At 71.7% G+C, this 18,168-nt stretch carries 12 protein-coding genes; 4 read left to right on the top strand and 8 right to left on the bottom strand.

Translation table 11 applies throughout. The features are described from left to right. Positions 1-250: 250 nt before the first annotated feature. Positions 251-1,147 (top strand): phosphatase PAP2 family protein, encoded by an 897-nt coding sequence (locus AZE13_RS23180; RefSeq protein WP_079124292.1) that lies wholly within the window; start codon positions 251-253, stop codon positions 1,145-1,147. Between the two features lie 36 nt (positions 1,148-1,183). Here AZE13_RS23180 and AZE13_RS23175 read toward each other — a convergent pair whose 3' ends face one another. From AZE13_RS23175 to AZE13_RS23160, 4 genes are all read right to left on the bottom strand, one after another. Next, the gene (locus AZE13_RS23175) at positions 1,184-4,207 is read right to left on the bottom strand and encodes a bifunctional [glutamine synthetase] adenylyltransferase/[glutamine synthetase]-adenylyl-L-tyrosine phosphorylase (protein ID WP_066935297.1); all 3,024 of its coding nucleotides are present in this window, start codon (positions 4,205-4,207) and stop codon (positions 1,184-1,186) included. A 115-nt stretch (positions 4,208-4,322) separates the two neighbouring features. Next, entirely contained in the window at positions 4,323-5,684 is a 1,362-nt protein-coding gene (gene glnA / locus AZE13_RS23170) for a type I glutamate--ammonia ligase (protein WP_066935295.1), read from the bottom strand. A gap of 272 nt (positions 5,685-5,956) precedes the next feature. After that, positions 5,957-6,856, bottom strand: a complete 900-nt coding sequence (locus AZE13_RS23165) for an alpha/beta fold hydrolase (protein WP_066935292.1) — start codon at positions 6,854-6,856, stop codon at positions 5,957-5,959. 8 nt (positions 6,857-6,864) lie between these two features. After that, the gene (locus tag AZE13_RS23160) at positions 6,865-7,722 is read right to left on the bottom strand and encodes a DUF998 domain-containing protein (RefSeq protein WP_079124303.1); all 858 of its coding nucleotides are present in this window, start codon (positions 7,720-7,722) and stop codon (positions 6,865-6,867) included. 545 nt (positions 7,723-8,267) lie between these two features. Between AZE13_RS23160 and AZE13_RS23155 the strand changes: the two genes are divergently transcribed. Both AZE13_RS23155 and AZE13_RS23150 read left to right on the top strand, forming a co-directional pair. Beyond that, positions 8,268-9,905, top strand: a complete 1,638-nt coding sequence (locus AZE13_RS23155; RefSeq protein WP_066935289.1) for a multicopper oxidase family protein — start codon at positions 8,268-8,270, stop codon at positions 9,903-9,905. An 86-nt stretch (positions 9,906-9,991) separates the two neighbouring features. Beyond that, positions 9,992-11,746: an NAD+ synthase gene (locus tag AZE13_RS23150; protein WP_066935286.1), complete on the top strand. Its 1,755-nt coding sequence runs from the start codon at positions 9,992-9,994 to the stop codon at positions 11,744-11,746. 222 nt (positions 11,747-11,968) lie between these two features. Here the strand turns inward: AZE13_RS23150 and AZE13_RS23145 are convergent, their stop codons facing one another. The 4 genes from AZE13_RS23145 to AZE13_RS23130 all read right to left on the bottom strand — a co-directional run bounded on the left by AZE13_RS23145 (position 11,969) and on the right by AZE13_RS23130 (position 16,965). Beyond that, positions 11,969-13,198 (bottom strand): MFS transporter, encoded by a 1,230-nt coding sequence (locus tag AZE13_RS23145; RefSeq protein WP_066935283.1) that lies wholly within the window; start codon positions 13,196-13,198, stop codon positions 11,969-11,971. Between the two features lie 207 nt (positions 13,199-13,405). Next, on the bottom strand, positions 13,406-14,407 hold the full coding sequence (locus AZE13_RS23140; RefSeq protein WP_066935542.1) for an endonuclease/exonuclease/phosphatase family protein: 1,002 nt from the start codon (positions 14,405-14,407) through the stop codon (positions 13,406-13,408). Between the two features lie 240 nt (positions 14,408-14,647). Then, entirely contained in the window at positions 14,648-15,331 is a 684-nt protein-coding gene (locus AZE13_RS23135; protein WP_066935280.1) for a TetR/AcrR family transcriptional regulator, read from the bottom strand. Next, positions 15,328-16,965: an MFS transporter gene (locus AZE13_RS23130; protein ID WP_066935535.1), complete on the bottom strand. Its 1,638-nt coding sequence runs from the start codon at positions 16,963-16,965 to the stop codon at positions 15,328-15,330. The genes AZE13_RS23135 and AZE13_RS23130 overlap by 4 nt, the downstream gene beginning before the upstream one ends. 235 nt (positions 16,966-17,200) lie before the next feature. On the opposite strand from AZE13_RS23130, the gene panB reads away from it, so the two are divergent. Beyond that, positions 17,201-18,061: a 3-methyl-2-oxobutanoate hydroxymethyltransferase gene (gene panB / locus AZE13_RS23125; RefSeq protein ID WP_066935277.1), complete on the top strand. Its 861-nt coding sequence runs from the start codon at positions 17,201-17,203 to the stop codon at positions 18,059-18,061. The last annotated feature ends 107 nt before the right edge of the window (positions 18,062-18,168 follow it).

The following is an 18,168-nucleotide window of genomic DNA, read 5'->3' as shown; positions in this document are numbered from 1 at the left end:
GGACGGGGACGGGGACGGGCATGGGGACGGGGACGGGGACGGGGACGGGGACGGGAGATCTTCCCGTAGTCGGCGCCGCCCCCCGGAGGCCGGCGTCGGTGCGGCGGTTCACAAGGCCCGGTGCGGCGCCCTCAGGGGGATGCCCCTCGGAAGTACGGGGCCGGGGTCCGTCTCAGGACCGATCCGTGGAGTCGAATACCCGACCGAAGGATGATCGTCTGCACACCCTTTTCTGGCAGACTGTCTGCCTATGGGTGACGCGAATACGAGGACTCTGGACGGGCCACCGACCACCCCGCCACCCAAGGGGGAGCGTGCGGTTCGTCCTGAGATCACGAGGGACCGTCCTGAGGCAGGGGGCCGGTTGGCCCGTCTGCGCTCCCCTCGTACGCCCCGTCTGTGGTTCGAGATCCTGCTGATCGCGGTCAGCTACTGGACATACTCGATGATCCGCAACGCGGTCCCGGAGCAGAAGGCGGAGGCTCTGCAGAACGCCGACTGGATCTGGCGGGCGGAGCACACCCTCGGTATCGCGGTCGAGCACACCATCAATCACGCTGTGAACTCCGTCACATGGCTGATCGTGTCGATGAACTACTACTACGCGACGCTGCACTTCATCGTGACCATCGGGGTGCTGGTGTGGCTCTACCGCTGGCATCCGGGCCGCTACGCCGCGGCACGGCTGGCGCTGTTCGTCACCACCGGCATCGCGCTGCTCGGCTACTACTTCTACCCGCTGGCGCCGCCCCGGCTGATGCCGGGCGGCGGCTTCATCGACACCGTCCCCGAGCACGGGACCTGGGGCTCGATGGCGTCCGGCAACCTCGCCTCGATGTCCAACCAGTACGCGGCGATGCCGTCGATGCACATCGGCTGGTCGCTGTGGTGCGGTATCACCATCGCCCTGGTGGCCAAGCCGCTGTGGGGCAAGATCCTCGGCATGCTCTACCCGGCCACGACCCTGCTGGTCATCGTCTCCACCGCCAACCACTTCTGGCTGGACGCGGTGGGCGGGGTGCTGTGCCTGGGCCTGGGCCTCGGGCTGGCGTATCTGTGGTACGGGTCACTGCCGCATCGGCTCGCGCGCTACGCTCAGCCGATCCCTTCGGTAGCCATTCCCGGGCGCAGGCGATCCCGGGCGTAGGCGATCCCGGGCGCAGGGCGATCCCGGGCGCCCGGCTCACGCCCCGTAGAAGAGCCGTTCCACCACGCCGCGGGCGCGGCGGGTGATCCGCCGGTAGTCGTCGATCATCTCTCCGACGTGTCCCTCCTCGTAGCCGAGGTAGCGGCCCACCGCGGCCAGCTCCCGGCCGTCGACCGGGAAGGTGTCGCCGGGGCGGCCGCGGACGATCATCACCGCGTTGCGGACCCGGGCCGCCAGTACCCAGGCCTCGTCCAGGGTCTGGGCGTCCTCGGTGTCGATCAGCCCGGCGGCGTGCGCCGCGGCCAGCGCCGCGCGGGTACGGGTCGTCCGCAGTGCGGGGATCTCCCAGCCGTACTGCATCTGGAGCAGCTGCACCGTCCACTCGACGTCGCTCAGCCCGCCGCGGCCCAGCTTGGCGTGGGTGGTGGGGTCCGCGCCGCGGGGCATCCGCTCGGACTCCATCCGGGCCTTGATCCTGCGGATCTCGCGGACCGCGTCGTCGCCCAGGCCCTCGGCCGGGTAGCGGAGCGGGTCGATCAGCTCGGTGAAGCGGCGGCCCAGGCCGGGGTCGCCGGCGACCGGTTCGGCGCGCAGCAGGGCCTGCGCCTCCCAGACCAGTGACCAGCGGCGGTAGTAGGCGGCGTAGGAGGCGAGGGTGCGTACCAGGGGGCCGGAGCGGCCCTCGGGGCGGAGATCGGCGTCGATGGGCAGCGGCGGGTCGGCGGAGGGGAGTTCGAGCAGCCGGCGCATCTCGTTGGCGACGGCGTGGGCGGCCTTGGCGGCCTCCTGTTCGTCGGCGCCCTCGCGCGGTTCGTGGACGAAGAGGACATCGGCGTCGGAGCCGTAGCCGAGCTCGTGGCCGCCGAACCGGCCCATGCCGATCACCGCGAAACGGGTGGGCAGGGTGTCGCCCCACTGGGCGCGGACCGCGGCGCGCAGGGCACCGGCGAGGGTGGCGGCGTTGAGGTCGGAGACCGCGGAGCCGACCGCGTCGACGGAGTGGCCGTGGTCGGTGTCGGCGGGGCTGGACTCCGTGCCGTACGCGCCGATCACATCCGCCGCGGCCGTACGGAACAGCTCCCGGCGGCGCACCCCGCGGGCCGCCGCGACCGCCGCCTCCGCCCCCTCCGCGCGGCCGACCGCGGCCAGCACCTCCTGTTCCAGGGCGGCCCGGGTGCGCGGCTGCAGTCCATCGGGGGCGCCCAGCAGCGCGACCGCCTCGGGGGCGCGCAGCAGCAGGTCCGGGGCGAACCGGCCGGCCGAGAGGACCCGGGCGAGGTTCTCGGCGGCGGCGCCCTCGTCCCGCAGCAGCCGCAGGTACCAGGGGGTTTTGCCGAGCGCGTCGGAGACCTTGCGGAAGTTGAGGAGTCCGGCGTCCGGGTCGGCGGAGTCCGCGAACCAGGCCAGCAGCACCGGCAGCAGCGTCCGCTGGATGGCGGCCTTGCGGGTGACACCGGACGCCAGCGCCTCCAGGTGGCGCAGTGCGGCGACCGGGTCGGCGTAGCCGAGCGCCTCCAGGCGGTGGCCGGCGGCCTTGGCGGAGAGCCGGGCCTCACCGGGCTCCAGGTGGGCGACGGCGTCGAGCAGCGGACGGTAGAAGAGCTTCTCGTGCAGGCGTCGCACCTCCCTGGCGTGCCACTTCCACTCCCTGCGGAGGGTGTCGACCGGCTCGGTCCGTAGTCCCAACGACCGTGCCAGGCGCCGGAGTTCCCCTTCATCCTCGGGCATCAGGTGGGTCCGGCGCAGCCGGAAGAGCTGGATCCGGTGCTCCAGGGTGCGCAGAAAGCGGTAGGCGGTGTCCAGGGCGGCGGCGTCCTGCCGTCCGACGTAGCCGCCGGCCGCGAGCGCCGCCAGTGCGTCCAGGGTGGTGGCGCTGCGCAGCGTGGCATCGCTGCGGCCGTGCACCAACTGGAGGAGCTGGACGGCGAATTCGACGTCGCGCAGCCCGCCGGGGCCGAGCTTGAGCTCCCGCTCGACGTGTGCGACGGGGATGTTCTCGACGACCCGGCGGCGCATCTGGCGGACGTCGGAGACGAAGTCCTCCCGTTCGGTGGCGTCCCACACCATCGGCGCCAGCGCGTCGACGTACTCCTGGCCCAGGCCCAGGTCACCGGCCATCGGGCGGGCCTTCAGCAGCGCCTGGAACTCCCAGGTCTTGGCCCAGCGCTGGTAGTAGGCGAGGTGGCTGCTGAGGGTGCGCACCAGCGGCCCGTTGCGGCCCTCGGGGCGCAGATTGGCGTCCACCGGCCAGATCGTGCCCTCGACGGTGTTGTCGGAGCACAGCTGCATCATCCGGGCGGCGAGCCGGGTCGCGGCCTGCAGCGCCTTGGCCTCGTCGACGCCGTCCTTGGCCTCGGCGACGAAGATGACGTCGACGTCGGAGACGTAGTTCAGCTCCCGGCCGCCGCACTTGCCCATGCCGATGACCGCGAGCCGGCTGACCGCGGCGTCGCCGGGCGCCTCCTCGTAGGAGATCTCCAGGGCGGCCCGGACCGTGGCGGTGGCCAGGTCGGCGAGCTCCGCGGCGGCTTCGGCGACGTCGGTGGTGCCGCATACGTCGCGGGCCGCGATGCCCAGCAGGGCGCGGCGGTAGGCGGCGCGCAGCGCGTCCGCGCGGGGCCGGCCGGCGCCCCGCTCGCCCCAGATTCCCTCGGCGAGCGCCTGCTCGAACTCGGGTGTGGTGGGGTGCAGATCGACCGACTCGTAGGTGACCAGCGACCGCCAGTCCTCGGGGTGCCGGACGAGGTGGTCGGCGAGGGCCTCGGAAGCGCCCAGCACCCCCAGCAGCCGGTCGCGCAGCGGCTTGGCGGCGACGACGGTGCTCAGCAGCGTCTGCCGCTCGGCCTCCGGCAGCGCCTCCACCAGGCGGATCAGCCCGCGCAGCGCCAGGTCCGGGTCCGCGGTGGCCCCGAGCGCGTCCAGCAGCGCCGAGTCCTCCCGTACGGGGGCGAGGTCAGGGCTGTCGAGCAGCTCCGCGGCTGCCGAGGGGGCGGTGAAACCGTGCCTCAGCAGCCGGGTGAAGGTGCTGCTCCGCCGTCCCTGCGGAGCGGGTAGTGCCATGGTCCAGCCTCTCGGTGGCGCGGTGGCTCGGCACGCGGGCGGCGTCTCGCGTGTCCGAGCCCAGGCAGCTTCTTACACGTCAGAGCACGGGTTCTTACACGTCAGAGCACGGGCATCAGAGCACGGGCAGCATCTTGCGGAGTTCGAAGGCGGTGACCTCGGAGCGGTACTCCTCCCACTCCTGCTTCTTGTTGCGGAGGAAGAAGTCGTAGACGTGCTCGCCGAGGGTCTCGGCGACCAGTTCGCTGCGCTCCATCAGTTCGATGGCCTCGCCGAGGTTCTGCGGGAGCGGCTCGATGCCCATCGCCCGGCGCTCCGAGTCGGACAGCGCCCACACGTCGTCATCGGCACCGGCCGGCAGCTCGTAGCCCTGCTCGATGCCCTTGAGGCCGGCGGCGAGCAGCACGGCGTAGGTCAGGTAGGGGTTCGCGCCGGAGTCGATCGAGCGGACCTCGACCCGGGTGGAGCCCATCTTCCCCGGCTTGTACATGGGGACGCGGATCAGCGCGGAGCGGTTGTTGTGGCCCCAGCAGATGTACGAGGGCGCCTCGCCGCCGGCGCCCGCGGTGCGGTTGGCGCCGCCCCAGATGCGCTTGTACGAGTTGACCCACTGGTTGGTCACGGCGGAGATCTCGCCCGCGTGCTGCAGTAGGCCGGCGATGAACGACCGTCCCACCTTGGAAAGTTGGTACTCGGCACCGGACTCGTGGAAGGCGTTGCGGTCGCCTTCGAAGAGCGAGAGGTGGGTGTGCATACCCGAGCCGGGGTACTCGCTGAACGGTTTCGGCATGAACGTCGCCTGGACCCCCTGCTCCAGCGCCACCTGCTTCATGACCAGCCGGAACGTCATGATGTTGTCGGCGGTCGAGAGCGCGTCGGCGTACCGCAGGTCGATCTCCTGCTGACCCGGGGCACCCTCGTGGTGGCTGAACTCGACCGAGATCCCCATCGACTCCAGCATCGTGATCGCCTGCCGGCGGAAGTCCATACCGACGTTCTGAGGGGTGTGGTCGAAGTAGCCGGAGGAGTCGGCCGGGCTGGGCCGCGAGCCGTCGACGGGCTTGTCCTTGAGCAGGAAGAACTCGATCTCCGGGTGGGTGTAGAAGGTGAATCCCAGGTCGGAGGTCTTCGCCAGGATGCGCTTGAGGACGTAGCGCGGGTCGGCGTAGGAGGGCGATCCGTCCGGCATCAGGATGTCGCAGAACATCCGGGCGGTGCCGGGTGCCTCGGCGCGCCAGGGCAGGATCTGGAAGGTGCCCGGGTCCGGCTTGGCGATCATGTCGGATTCGTATACCCGGGCGAATCCTTCGATGGCCGAACCATCGAAACCGATGCCCTCGTCGAAGGCCTGCTCCAGCTCGGCCGGGGCCACCGCCACGGACTTGAGGAACCCGAGCACGTCGGTGAACCACAGCCGTACGAAGCGGATGTCGCGCTCCTCGAGCGTACGGAGCACAAACTCCTGCTGCTTGTCCATGGGTCACCAATCCTTGCAGGTCAATCGGCCTGTCCGCGCACGTGGAACATCGTGCGTGGCACACCAGTATCACGTGAGGGGGTTACCGTCACATTACGCACCCTTGGCCTGAATCAGAACCGGTGAGCCGTAACCTCCGAGCCGATGCGCCGAGCGGTAACGAGCCGTAACCTCCGAGGCGGCTCGGCAAGCCGGGAGGCCGGCTCCGCGAGCGGCCGCCTAGGGCCTGTCCGATGGGTCGGCGGGGCCCACGCGGACCCATCGGACAGGCCCTAGGGCAAGGGCGCGGCCGTGTCCCGTCCCGTCTCCGACAGGTCCAGTACCGCCCGCACCACCGACTCCGGCGCATCGGCCATCACCAGATGGCCGGCCGGCGCGGCCACCGCGAACCGGCCGGCCAGTTCGGCGGCGAGCGACCGCTGGCGCTCCAGCCAGCGCAGTTGGCCGGCCGTCTCACTGCCGTCGTAGGCCGCCAGGACCGTCACCGGTGCGCCGGGCATCGGGCACTGCGCGCGCAGCGCGGTGAGCTCGGCGGCCTGGTAGGGGTAGGTCGCGTTCTCCAGGGCGCAGGCGCGCAGGACGCGGCTGGTGCGGTAGCCGGCGCGCTCCCAGGGGTGCGGCGGATGGCTGCCGACGGTGGAGACGCGGCCTATCAGGCGGCGGACGGCGGGCCCCAGGACGCGCGGCAGACCGGCGGCGGACACCGCGTCGGCCAGCCCGCCCGCCCAGGCCGTCCGCACGGCGCGGGGCAGCCGGGGCCGCGGCCGCTCCTCGATGCTGCCGTCGACGAGGACGAGCCCGGCGCAGCGGTCCGGGTGCAGCCGGGCGAACGCCTCGGCGTGGAACCCGGCCAGCGAGTGACCGACGACGGTGGCCGGGCCGCGGTGGCCGAGCGCGTCGAGGAGGTGCGCGATCCGGTCCGCTTCGGCGGCGAGGGTGGGCGGCTCGGGCGCCGGGGCGCTCAGCCCCAGGCCGGGGCGGTCGAAGCGGACGACGGTGCGGTGCCGGGCGAGCTGCGCGGCGACCGCGTCCCAGTCGAACCACGCCATGCCGAGGCCGCTGCTGAGCACACAGACCGGGCCGGCCCCTTCGGTGACGACATGCAGCGGGACACCGTCGACGCGCAGGAAACGGCCGGGGGCGGGGAGCGGGCGGAGGTCTCGGCGGCTCATCGGCGTCCTCATCGGCGTCCTTCCCTTCCGTCTTCCCCGTCTCCTTCTCCGTCCGCTTCTCCGCCTGCCTCCCCGCCTCCGTCTCCGCCGCGTCCTCCGTCTCCCGCCGCCCCGGCGTCCCCGTCACCCGCTGTCCTGGGTTCCCGGGCCGCTCCGGACGGCCCCGAGCGTGCCACGCAGCCCGCGAGCACGGCGACGTAGACGGCGACCAGCAGGACCTGCAGGCGCTGGCCGGCGCCGAGGGCCCAGGTGCCCCGGCCCGCGGTGAACGCCGCGACGGACGCCAGCGTCCAGATCGTGGCGGCGACTTCGGCGAGCAGCAGCGGCGGTCCGAAGCGGCCGAGCAACGGCCAGCGGTCGTGGCGCCGGGCGGCGACGGTCAGCAGGGCCAGCGCGGCGAGCGCGCCGACCATCGCGCAGGAGCTGCTGACGGCGTGCGCGGTGTGGGTGGCCGGCACCAGGCCTGCGGTCTCCCGGGCCGCGCAGACCGGGTCGCTGGTCGGTGCGCAGCTCAGCGGGAGCCGGGAGTCGACCGCGGTGGCGGCGCCGAAGAGCGCCAGCGCGGCCCAGCCGGCGGTCGCCCAGGGTCTGCGTTCCGTCGTGAGCAGCGCGGCCGCCGCACCGGCCAGCACCAGGATCCCGGCGACCAGGTCGGTGGCGCGGAAGAGCCCGCCCAGCGGCTGGTCGGCGGCCGCCAGCTCACTGACGTACGCCTGGACGGGGTCGAGGCCGGTGGCGAGCACCAGCTCCAGCACCCAGGCGGTGTACGCGACCGCGCCCAGCAGGAGCAGGGCGGCGGCCGTCCGGGCGGGGGCACGACGGGTGGCGGCGGGACGGGCGGGACCGCGGGTACGGGGCACGGACATCAGGTGATCGGGCATCCAGGTGATCAGGGAAGGCCAAGGATAGGCGGATGGCACTCCGTTCGGCGGACTCTGCGGGATGGCAATACCCCTCGGGGGTAGTGTTCCGGGGACAGGTACAGGGACGGGTGTTCTGCATGTCACCCGTTCGGCTCGTCGTTCCGTGGAACAGGTCGCTCCGTCGAAAGGTCCGCGATGCGTGAACAGGGCAGGGCCACCGCCTGGTGCGGCCGGCCGGCGCCGTGCGCCTCGCCGGCCGCCGGCCCCGTCACCCCGCACGCCCCCGGGCTCCCGGCGGCCCCCGGATATCCGACGACCCCCGGCTGTCCGACGGCCCTCGTGGCACCGCACACCCGGCCGCCGCACACCCGGCCGCCGCGCGGCCGATGGCCGATATCCGCGCCGCCGCGACACATATCCCCCAGCTGACTGCCGGCAGCCCCCCGTGCGCGAGGAACGCGCCGCGCCGTCGGCACCGGCCGGAGTCCGCGGCAGCGCCCCCGCACAGACCGTCCACCACACCGACATCGCCACGAGGTGTTCTCCCCATGCGTACGCACTCCCGACGCGCCCTGCTCGGCGCGGGTATCGCCGCCGCCGGCAGCGGGCTGCTGACCGCCGGTTCCCCACCGGCCGCCGCCACGGATCACAGGACCCGCAGACCCTACCCGGACGGCTCGCGCGACTCCCTTGGCCCGCACGGCTCCCCCGGCTCGCGCGGCTCCGGCCATGACACCCCGCGGGGCTATGTCGACCCCGCAGGCCCGGAGGTCGTCGAGGCCGAGCGCAGGCGGGGCACGGGCCCCGTACGCCGCTTCTCGCTGACCGCCGACCAGACCACGTTCGACCTGGGCGGATACACCGTCGACACCTGGGCGTACAACGACCAGCTGCCCGGCCCGGAGATCCGGGTCACCAGGGGCGACCGGATCGCGATGACCCTCCACAACCGTCTCCCGCAGTCCACCACCGTCCACTGGCACGGACTGCACCTGCGCAACGACATGGACGGCGTCCCCGACCTCACCCAGCGGGCCTGCAAGACCGACCACTCCTTCGACTACGTCTTCACGGCCAGCACACCCGGTACGCACTGGGTGCACCCGCACGTCGGGGTACAGGTGGACCGCGGTCTGTACGCACCGCTGATCGTCGAGGATCCCGACGAGCCCTTGTCGTACGACAAGGAGTGGATCGTCATGATCGACGACTGGCTGGACGGGGTCGACGGGGTCACTCCGGACGAGGTGCTGGAGGAGCTGAACAAGGACAAGCCCGGCGGGGCCATGGGCCACGGCGAAATGCAGGACGAGATGCAGATGGGCGGGAGGGCCGGCGGGCGGTCCTCGACCGCGCGGGCCCTGCTCACACGGCACTCCCAGCACCGGAAGGACGACTTCGCGGCCAATGTGGAGCATCCGTTCCACCTGATGAACGGCCGGTCGCCCGACGACCGCGAGACCTTCCGCGCCAAGCCCGGCGACCGCATCCGGATCCGTCTCATCAACGCCAGCGGTGACACCGCCTACCGGGTCGCGCTCGGCGACCACATCATGACCGTGACGCACAGCGACGGCTTCCCGGTGGAGCACAAGAAGACCGACAGCCTGGTGATGGGCATGGCCGAGCGCTACGACGTGCTGATCACCGCCAAGGACGGCGTCTTCCCGCTCACCGCGCTCTCCGCGGGCAAGTCCAACAACAAGACCGCACAGGCCCTGCTGAGGACCGGCGACGGCGAGGCGCCCGACCCCAAGCACCGCCCGAAGGAACTGCGGAGCGGCGGGATCGGCGCGGACAAGCTGAAGGCCGCCGAAGAGGTCCGGCTCTCCAACCACACGCCCGACCGCACGATCAAGATGGATCTCACCGGCACCGACGAGAAGTGGGACTGGGCGATCAACGGGGAGCCGTACACCCCGTCACAGCGGTACCCCGTACGGGAGGGCGAGCGGGTCCGGCTCGTCTTCCACAACAAGACCAAGATGTGGCACCCGATGCACCTGCACGGGCACACCTTCGCGCTGCCCGACGGCGGCCCCCGCAAGGACACCACGATCCTGCTGCCGGACAAGAAGGTCTGCGTCGACTTCGACGCCGACAACCCCGGCCTGTGGATGGTGCACTGCCACAACATCTACCACTCGGAGTCGGGGATGATGACGGTCATCGGTTACCGGTCGTAACCGGCGCCTGGGACGCACGTACCCGGGCCGGCACCGGTCCGGTGTACGCCCCCCCATTGCGTCAGAAAGACGATTACACTGGCGGGGTGCCCCAACTTCGTCTCGCCCTCAATCAGATCGACACCTGCGTCGGCGATCTCACCCAGAACGCCGAGACGATCGTGCACTGGACCCGGCACGCCGCCGGCCAGGGCGCCCACCTCGTCGCGTTCCCGGAGATGGCGCTGACCGGCTACCCCGTCGAGGACCTCGCCCTGCGCCCGTCGTTCGTCGAGGCGAGCCGCACCGCGCTGCGGACGCTGGCGGGGCGGCTGGCCGCCGAGGGCCTGGGCGAGCTCCCGGCGGTCGTCGGCTACCTCGACCGCGGCGAGCCGTCCGCACCGCGCTACGGACGCCCCGCCGGCGCCCCGCAGAACGCCGCGGCCGTCCTCCACCGCGGCGAGGTCGCGCTGTCCTTCGCCAAACACCACCTGCCCAACTACGGCGTCTTCGACGAGTTCCGCTACTTCATACCGGGCGAGACCCTCCCGGTCATCCGGCTGCACGGCATCGACATCGCGCTGGCCATCTGCGAGGACCTGTGGCAGGAGGGCGGCCGGGTCCCCGCGGCCCGTTCGGCCGGCGCCGGACTGCTGCTGTCCATCAATGCCTCGCCGTACGAGCGCGACAAGCACGACACCCGCCTGGAGCTGGTCCGCAAGCGCGCCCAGGAGGCCGGCTGCACCACCGCGTACCTCGCGATGATCGGCGGCCAGGACGAGCTGGTCTTCGACGGCGACTCGATCGTCGTCGACAAGGACGGCGGGGTGATCGCACGGGCTCCGCAGTTCGCGGAGGGCTGCGTCCTGGTCGACCTCGATCTGCCGGCCGCGGCGCCCGAACCGCCGTCCGGTGTCCTGAGCGACGGCCTGCGCGTCGACCACCGCACGCTCTCCGCCGACCCACTGCCTCGTTACGTCCCCCAGACCCTGGGCGGCGAGGCCGAACGCCTCGGCGATCTCGAGGAGATCTACACCGCGCTCGTCGTCGGCCTGCGCGCGTACGTCGCCAAGAACGGCTTCCGCAGCGTCGCACTGGGCCTCTCCGGCGGCATCGACTCCGCCCTCGTCGCCGCCCTCGCCTGCGACGCACTGGGGGCCGGCCAGGTGCACGCGGTGGCGATGCCGTCGCGCTACTCCTCCGAGCACTCCCTCGCCGACGCCGCCGATCTGGCCCGCCGGACCGGCCTGAACTTCCGTACGGTGCCGATCGGCCCGATGTTCGACGCGTACATGGAGTCCCTCTCGCTCACCGGGCTCGCCGAGGAGAACCTCCAGTCCCGGCTGCGCGGTACGACCCTCATGGGCATCTCCAACCAGGAGGGCCATCTGGTCCTCGCCCCCGGCAACAAGTCCGAGCTGGCCTGCGGCTATTCGACGCTCTACGGCGACTCGGCGGGCGGCTACGGCCCCATCAAGGACGTCTACAAGTCGGTCGTCTACCAGCTCGCACGCTGGCGCAACCAGGCCGCCGCCGACCGCGGCCAGACCCCGCCGATCCCGGAGAACACCCTCACCAAGCCGCCGAGCGCCGAACTCCGCCCCGGCCAGGTCGACACCGACTCCCTCCCCGACTACGACATCCTCGACCGTGTCCTGGAGCTCTACGTGGACCAGGACCGCGGCCGCGAGGAGATCATCGCCCAGGGCTTCGACGAATCCCTGGTGACCCGGGTACTGCGCATGGTCGACCACGCGGAGTACAAGCGCCGCCAGTACCCGCCCGGCACCAAGATCTCCGCCAAGGTCTTCGGCAAGGACCGCCGCCTCCCGATCACCAACCACTGGCGCGAGGGACGCTGACGGCCCTTAGGGGGCGGTCGAACAGATCCCCTAAGGGTCGCGAGCGCCCCCTGCGGGGCCACAACGAGTGCGGGCGGGCGGGTATTCCTGACCTGATACGCGACGTGGATACGCGACGTGAACACACGGCATGGACGGACACATGGCGTGGATACGCGGCGTGGCCGGCCGGAGGGCGTTACCACATACCGGCCGGAAGGCGTTACCGCATACCGGACGGCCTTACGTGCCGCCCCCGGCAGGGGTGGCCGTCTCGGAGGTGACCGCGTCGGCCTCCGGGCTGCGGGCCACGATGCGGGAGCCGTCCGCCGCGCCCCGGTCCATCAGCCCCGCGACCGCCGCGACGGCCAGGCCGAGCACCGCCAGCACGGCGCCCACCAGGGTCGGCGACGTCCAGCCCCAGCCGGCGGCGAGGGCGAGGCCGCCGACCCAGGCACCGCCCGCGTTGGCCAGGTTGAAGGCGGACTGGTTGGAGGCAGCGGCCAGTGTGGGGGCCTGCTGGGCCTTGTTCATGACCAGCATCTGGAGCGGCGTGGTGGTCAGGAAGCCGATCGCGCCGACGAGGACGACGGTGACCAGGGCCGCCCAGGTCACCTGGGCGGTGAAGTGGAAGGCCGTCAGCACGAGGGCGAGCGCGGCCAGCGAACCGTAGAGGGTGGGGCGCAGGGCGCGGTCCGTGAGCGGGCCGGCGGCCAGGGCGCCCAGTGTCATGCCGATGCCGAAGAGCGCGAGGACCAGCGGCACCGAGCCCTCCGCCAGGCCGGTGACCTCGGTCATCATCGACGCCAGGTAGCTGTAGACGGCGAAGACGCCGGCGAAGCCGAAGACGGTGGTGAGCAGGGCCAGCAGCACCTGGCCGTTGGCGAGGGCGCGCAGTTCGCGGCCCAGGCCGGTGCGCTCGTCGGCCTTCAGCGGCGGGATCAGCCGCGCCAGGGACGCCATCGCGACCAGGCCGATGCCGGCCACGACGAGGAAGGTGGCACGCCAGCCGAGCTGCTGGCCCAGCAGGGTGGCGGCGGGCACGCCGATGATGTTGGCGACGGTCAGGCCGAGGAACATCGTGGCCACCGCGCGGGCCTGCCGGCCCTCGCGTGCCATCCGGGCGGCGACCACCGCGCCGACGCCGAAGAAGGCCCCGTGCGGCAGGCCGGCCAGCAGCCGGCCGGCGATCAGCGAACCGAATCCGGGGGCGAGCGCGGAGGCGAGATTGCCGACCGTGAAGAGCGCCATGAGCAGGACGAGCATCCGCTTACGGGGGATGCGGGACCCCAGGGACGTCAGAAGCGGGGCGCCGATGACGACGCCGAGGGCGTAGGCGGAGACGAGGTAGCCGGCAGTGGGCACGCTGGTGCCCAGATCGTCCGCGACGTTGGGCAGCAGGCCCATCATCACGAATTCCGTGGTGCCGATACCGAAGGCCGAGATCGCGAGCGCGAGCAGAGCCAAGGGCATGAAAGACCTGGTCCTTTCCGGACGTTCCGTACGAGGGGATGCGCTACAAGAGTGCGCTAAGTTCTGCTACGGAACAAAGTCTCGCAGGCCCGGTATTCCGTCGCAGGGAAATTTCCGCTGCCAGGAATCCCCTCGCCGGTACGGACGGGACGAGCGCGCCTCGCCCGTCACCGCCGCGCCGCGCCCGTCACCGCCGGACCTCGGCGGTCAGATCTTGACGGAGGCCGCGACGGGCCGGTGGTCACTGCCGGTCGACTGCAGCACCCAGGCCTTCACCGGCTCCACGCCCTTCACCATGATGTGGTCGATCCGGGCCATCGGGAACGACGCCGGCCAGCTGAAGCCGAAGCCGTCGCCCGCCGCGCCCTGGGCGGAGCGCATCTGGGAGGTCACCGGTGCGAGCGAGCGGTCGTTCATGGTGCCGTTGAGGTCGCCGAGCAGGAAGACCTTCTTGGCCGGGTCGGCGGCGATCGCCTCGCCCAGCGCCTCGGCGCTCGCGTCCCGCTGGTTGGCGGTGAAGCCGGCGTCGAGCTTGACCCGCACCGACGGCAGGTGCGCGACATAGACCGCGAACGGTTGGCCGTGGTAGGTGACGACGGCGCGCAGCGCCCGGGTCCAGCCCATCTTGATGTCCACCGGCTCTTCGTCGGACAGCGGGTGCTTGCTCCACAGGCCGACGGTGCCCTGGATCGTGCGGTACGGGTACGCCTTCGCCAGGCCGTCACGGTACTTGGGCAGTGCGGTGGAGGTCAGTTCCTCCAGGGCGACCACGTCGGCCCCGGAGGCCACGATGTCCCGGGCGGTGCCCGCCGGGTCGGGGTTGTCGGCGTCGACGTTGTGCGAGACGACGGTGAGGTTGCCGCCCGTCCCCGCCTTGTCGGTGATCTGTCCGGCGAAGAGGCTGACCCAGGCGAAGACCGGGAGGACGAGGGCGGCCAGCGCGGTGGCGGAACGGCGCAGCACCGCGGCGATCAGCAGCAGCGGGAGGCACAGCCCGAACCACGGCAGGAACGTCTCCAGCAGACTCCCCAGGTTTCCCACGGCGTTGGGGATCCGGCTGTGCAGCAGCATCACGACCCCGAGGAGCACGGCGAGCACCGCGAGCACGATGCCGCGCCGCCACATCCCCTCCGGACGCCACCAGTTCCGCAGGCGCTCGGCCCGGGAACCGGCCCGCTCGGGCCCCTGCCCCTGTCCCGGCTCCGTCATGTATGCCTGCGCCATGTAGCTGTCCTCACTGCCTTGCTCCGGTGCGCCCCGCCTCTGATCCACTGACCCTAGGCGATGGCCGTAATGCACTTTCTTAGATCCCTCGTGCGCTTTCTCGGATGTGAGGACGGGGCAGTGGCGGGTCGGGGTTCCGTTCGGAGCGTTCATGACGGCCGCTGTGACAGAACGGGCATGTTCCGGTCATATGAGCAGGGGGCCGGGGCGTACGCCGGGGTGCGGCTACCCCGCGGCGGCCCGTGGCCGGGGCCGTACGCCCTCCAGGACCATGTCGACGATGTCCTCCGCGAGGCCCTCCGGCAGTTCCTTCCACTCATGGAGGACGGCGCGGGCCAGCATCGGGCCGACAAAGAGATCGGCGATGGTCTCCAGGTCGCGGTCGGCGCGGATCTCGCCGTTGGCCACGCCGCGCCGCAGAATGCCGAGGACCGCTTCACGGCGGGCCCGTACGACCGTGTCGTGGTACTCGGCCCACAGCTCGGGGTGGGCCTGGACATGGCTGACGACGGTGCGCAGCAGCGCGGAGTTGCGCTTGGCCAGGCCCCGGCGGCGCAGGAACTCCAGCAGCGCGACCAGGTCGTCGCGTACCGAGGCGCCCTCCAGGTGCGGGCCGTGGGCGTCCAGCGACCGCATGACGTCGAGCATCAGGGCGTCCTTGCCGGGCCAGCGGCGGTAGACGGTGGCCTTGCCCACCCCGGCCTCGCGGGCGATGCGTTCCATGGACAGCTCGCCTATGGAGGCACCGTCCTCGATCAGGCGCAGTACGGCCTCGATGATGGCGGAGTCGGCCGCGGCGCTGCGCGGCCGGCCGCGGCGTTCGGCGGGCACCGGCACCGGTCCCGGCACCGGTCCCGGCTGTCGCGATGGGGCCGCCGCCGCTTCGGGGCCCTCGGCCGCCCGGCTCATCGTGCTGTGCCTGCCTTCCGCTCGTCGTGCGGCTCCGCCGCCCGCGGCGCCGTTCCCATTCTGCCCGGCAGGAACGCCAGCACCACCAGGGCGCCGAGCGCCGAGACGACGGCCGAGCCGAGGGCGGTGACGTGCATGGCGTGGATGAACGCGTCGTGGGCGGAGCGGATCAGTGAGCGGCCCTCCGGGCCCATCCGGTGCGCGAGGCCGAGGGTGGCCTCGATGGACTCGCCGGCCGCGTGCCGGGCCCCGGCCGGCACTCCGGGCAGGGTTTCGAGGGTGCCCTGGATGCCGTCGCGGTAGGTCGTGGACAGCAGAGACCCGAGGACGGCGACGCCGAGGGTGCCGCCGACCTGCCGGAAGACGTTGTTCAGCGCCGATCCGGAGCCGGCCTTCTCGCGTGGCAGCGTCTGCATGACCGTGACGGTGACCGGCGGCATTATGTGCGCCATGGCGGTGCCCTGGAGGAAGAACAGCACCTCCATGACCCAGATCGGGGTGTCGGTGTCCATCAGCAGGAGGCCGGCCATGGTGCCGGCCACCGCGAACATGCTGACCGAACACACCGCCCGGGCGCCGAACCGGTCCACGGCGAGCCGGGCCCGCGGCGCGAAGATCAGCTGGGCGACGGCGATCGGCAGGAGCAGCAGGCCGGCCTGCAGCGGGGTGTAGCCGCGCACGCTCTGGACGTAGAAGACGGTGAAGAACGTGACGCCCATGAGGGCGAAGAAGACCAGCGCGATGGCGGCGACCGCGGCGGAGAAGGCGGGCCTGCGGAAGTAGCCGATGTCGATCGACGGGTGGTCGCTGCGCTTCTGATGCACCACGAACCCGGCGAGCACCGCCACCCCGCCGGCGATGGTGCCGTACACCCGCGGGTCGGTGAAGTCGGCGAGCTGTCCGCCCTTGATGATCCCGTAGACCAGCAGGACCAGGCCGACGACGGACAGCAGCACCCCGAGCGGGTCCAGCCGGCCGGGGCTGGGGTCCTTGGAGTCGGGTACCAGGATCACCATCGCGGTCAGCGCGATCAGCACGATGGGGACGTTGACGAGGAAGACCGAGCCCCACCAGAAGTGGGTGAGCAGCAGGCCGCCGGCGATCGGGCCGATTGCGATGGCCAGCCCCACCCCGCCGGCCCAGATGCCGATCGCCCGGGGCTGCTCGTCGCGTTCGAAGACGTTTATCAGGATGGCGAGGGTGGCCGGCATGACGAAGGCGCCGCCCAGGCCCATCAGGGCGCGGAAGGCGATCAGCTGGGCGGGCGAGCCGGCGAACGCGGCGAGCACCGAGCCGGTACCGAACACCGCCAGCCCGAAGAGCAGTGCCTTCTTGCGACCGAGCCGGTCGCCGAGCAGGCCGGAGGTGAACAGCAGCCCGGCGAAGACCAGCGTGTAGGCGTTGATCGCCCACTCCAGCTGGCTCTGGGTGGCGCCGAGGCCGGTGGGAGCCGGGGTGGCGATCGTCTTCATGGCGACGTTGAGGATCGAGTTGTCCAGCACCACGATCAACAGGCTGAACATGAGCGTGGACAGGATCGCCCAGCGGCGCCGGTGGATGTGCTCGGGGACCTGCCGGCCGGGTGGTTCGTCCGGAGTGGCGGGCGAGGGGGACGAGGGAGATGAGGTGGCCATGCCGAACACTCTACGCACTTTTCGATACGAACCCGTTCCGTATCGAAAGTCGCCCGCCCCTTTCCCCGCTCCCTCCCTGCTTTCCTTCGCCTCCCCCCTTCCTTCCCCTTCCCCTTCGCCTGTCTCTTCCCCTTTTCCTCTTCCCCTTTTCCTTTCCGTACGGGCCGTGCCAGCATGGTGGGGAGTCCGGGGACACCGTCAGGGTGCCTCGAGATGACGAACAGGAGCCGTCACCATGACGCAGCTTTCGCCTGCCCGGAAGTCGGTCCCCACGTCTCTGTACGGGGGCACGAGTTCACGCCGGATCACCGTCCGCGATATCGCGGCGGCCAAGGAGCGCGGCGAGAAGTGGCCGATGCTCACCGCGTACGACGCCATGACCGCCGCCGTCTTCGACGAGGCCGGAATCCCCGTTCTGCTCGTCGGTGACTCGATGGGCAACTGTCACCTCGGCTACGAATCCACCGTGCCCGTCACCCTGGACGAGATGACCGTCCTGTCCGCGGCGGTCGTCCGGGGCACCAAGCGCGCCCTGGTCGTCGGCGACCTGCCGTTCGGGTCGTACCAGGAGGGGGCGGTCCAGGCCCTGCGCAGCGCCACCCGGCTGGTGAAGGACGCCGGGGTCGGTGCCGTCAAGCTGGAGGGCGGGGAGCGCTCCGCCGGGCAAGTGGAGCTGCTGGTCTCGTCCGGTATCCCGGTGATGGCGCACGTCGGGCTGACCCCCCAGTCGGTCCACGCCTTCGGCGGCTACCCGGTCCAGGGCCGTGGCGAGGAGGCCGCCCAGCAGCTGCTGCGCGATGCCAAGGCGGTGCAGGACGCGGGGGCGTTCGCGGTGGTCCTGGAGGCCGTACCGGCCGAACTGGCCGCCGAGGTCACCCGCTCCCTGCACATCCCGACCGTCGGCATCGGCGCGGGCCTGGAGTGCGACGCCCAGGTTCTGGTGTGGACCGACATGGCCGGGATGACCGCGGGCCGGGTACCGAAGTTCGTCAAGCAGTATCTGGACCTGCGGGAGCTGCTCGGCGGCGCTGCCAAGGCGTTCGCCGACGACGTCGTCGCGGGCACGTTCCCGGCCGCGGAGCACACCTTCCACTGAGACCTGAGTCCTGAGACCTGGGACCTGAGTCCGTGAGCTCCGCCGTGAGCTCAGCCGAGGGCTGCGCCCAGCCTCGGCACGGCGGCCGGAACATCGCGTTCCGGCCG

Source organism: Streptomyces sp. NBRC 110611, assembly GCF_001590865.1.
Taxonomy (GTDB): domain Bacteria; phylum Actinomycetota; class Actinomycetes; order Streptomycetales; family Streptomycetaceae; genus Streptomyces.
Note: the sequence above shows the minus strand (reverse complement) of the source record. Positions and strands in the feature narration are given on the sequence as shown.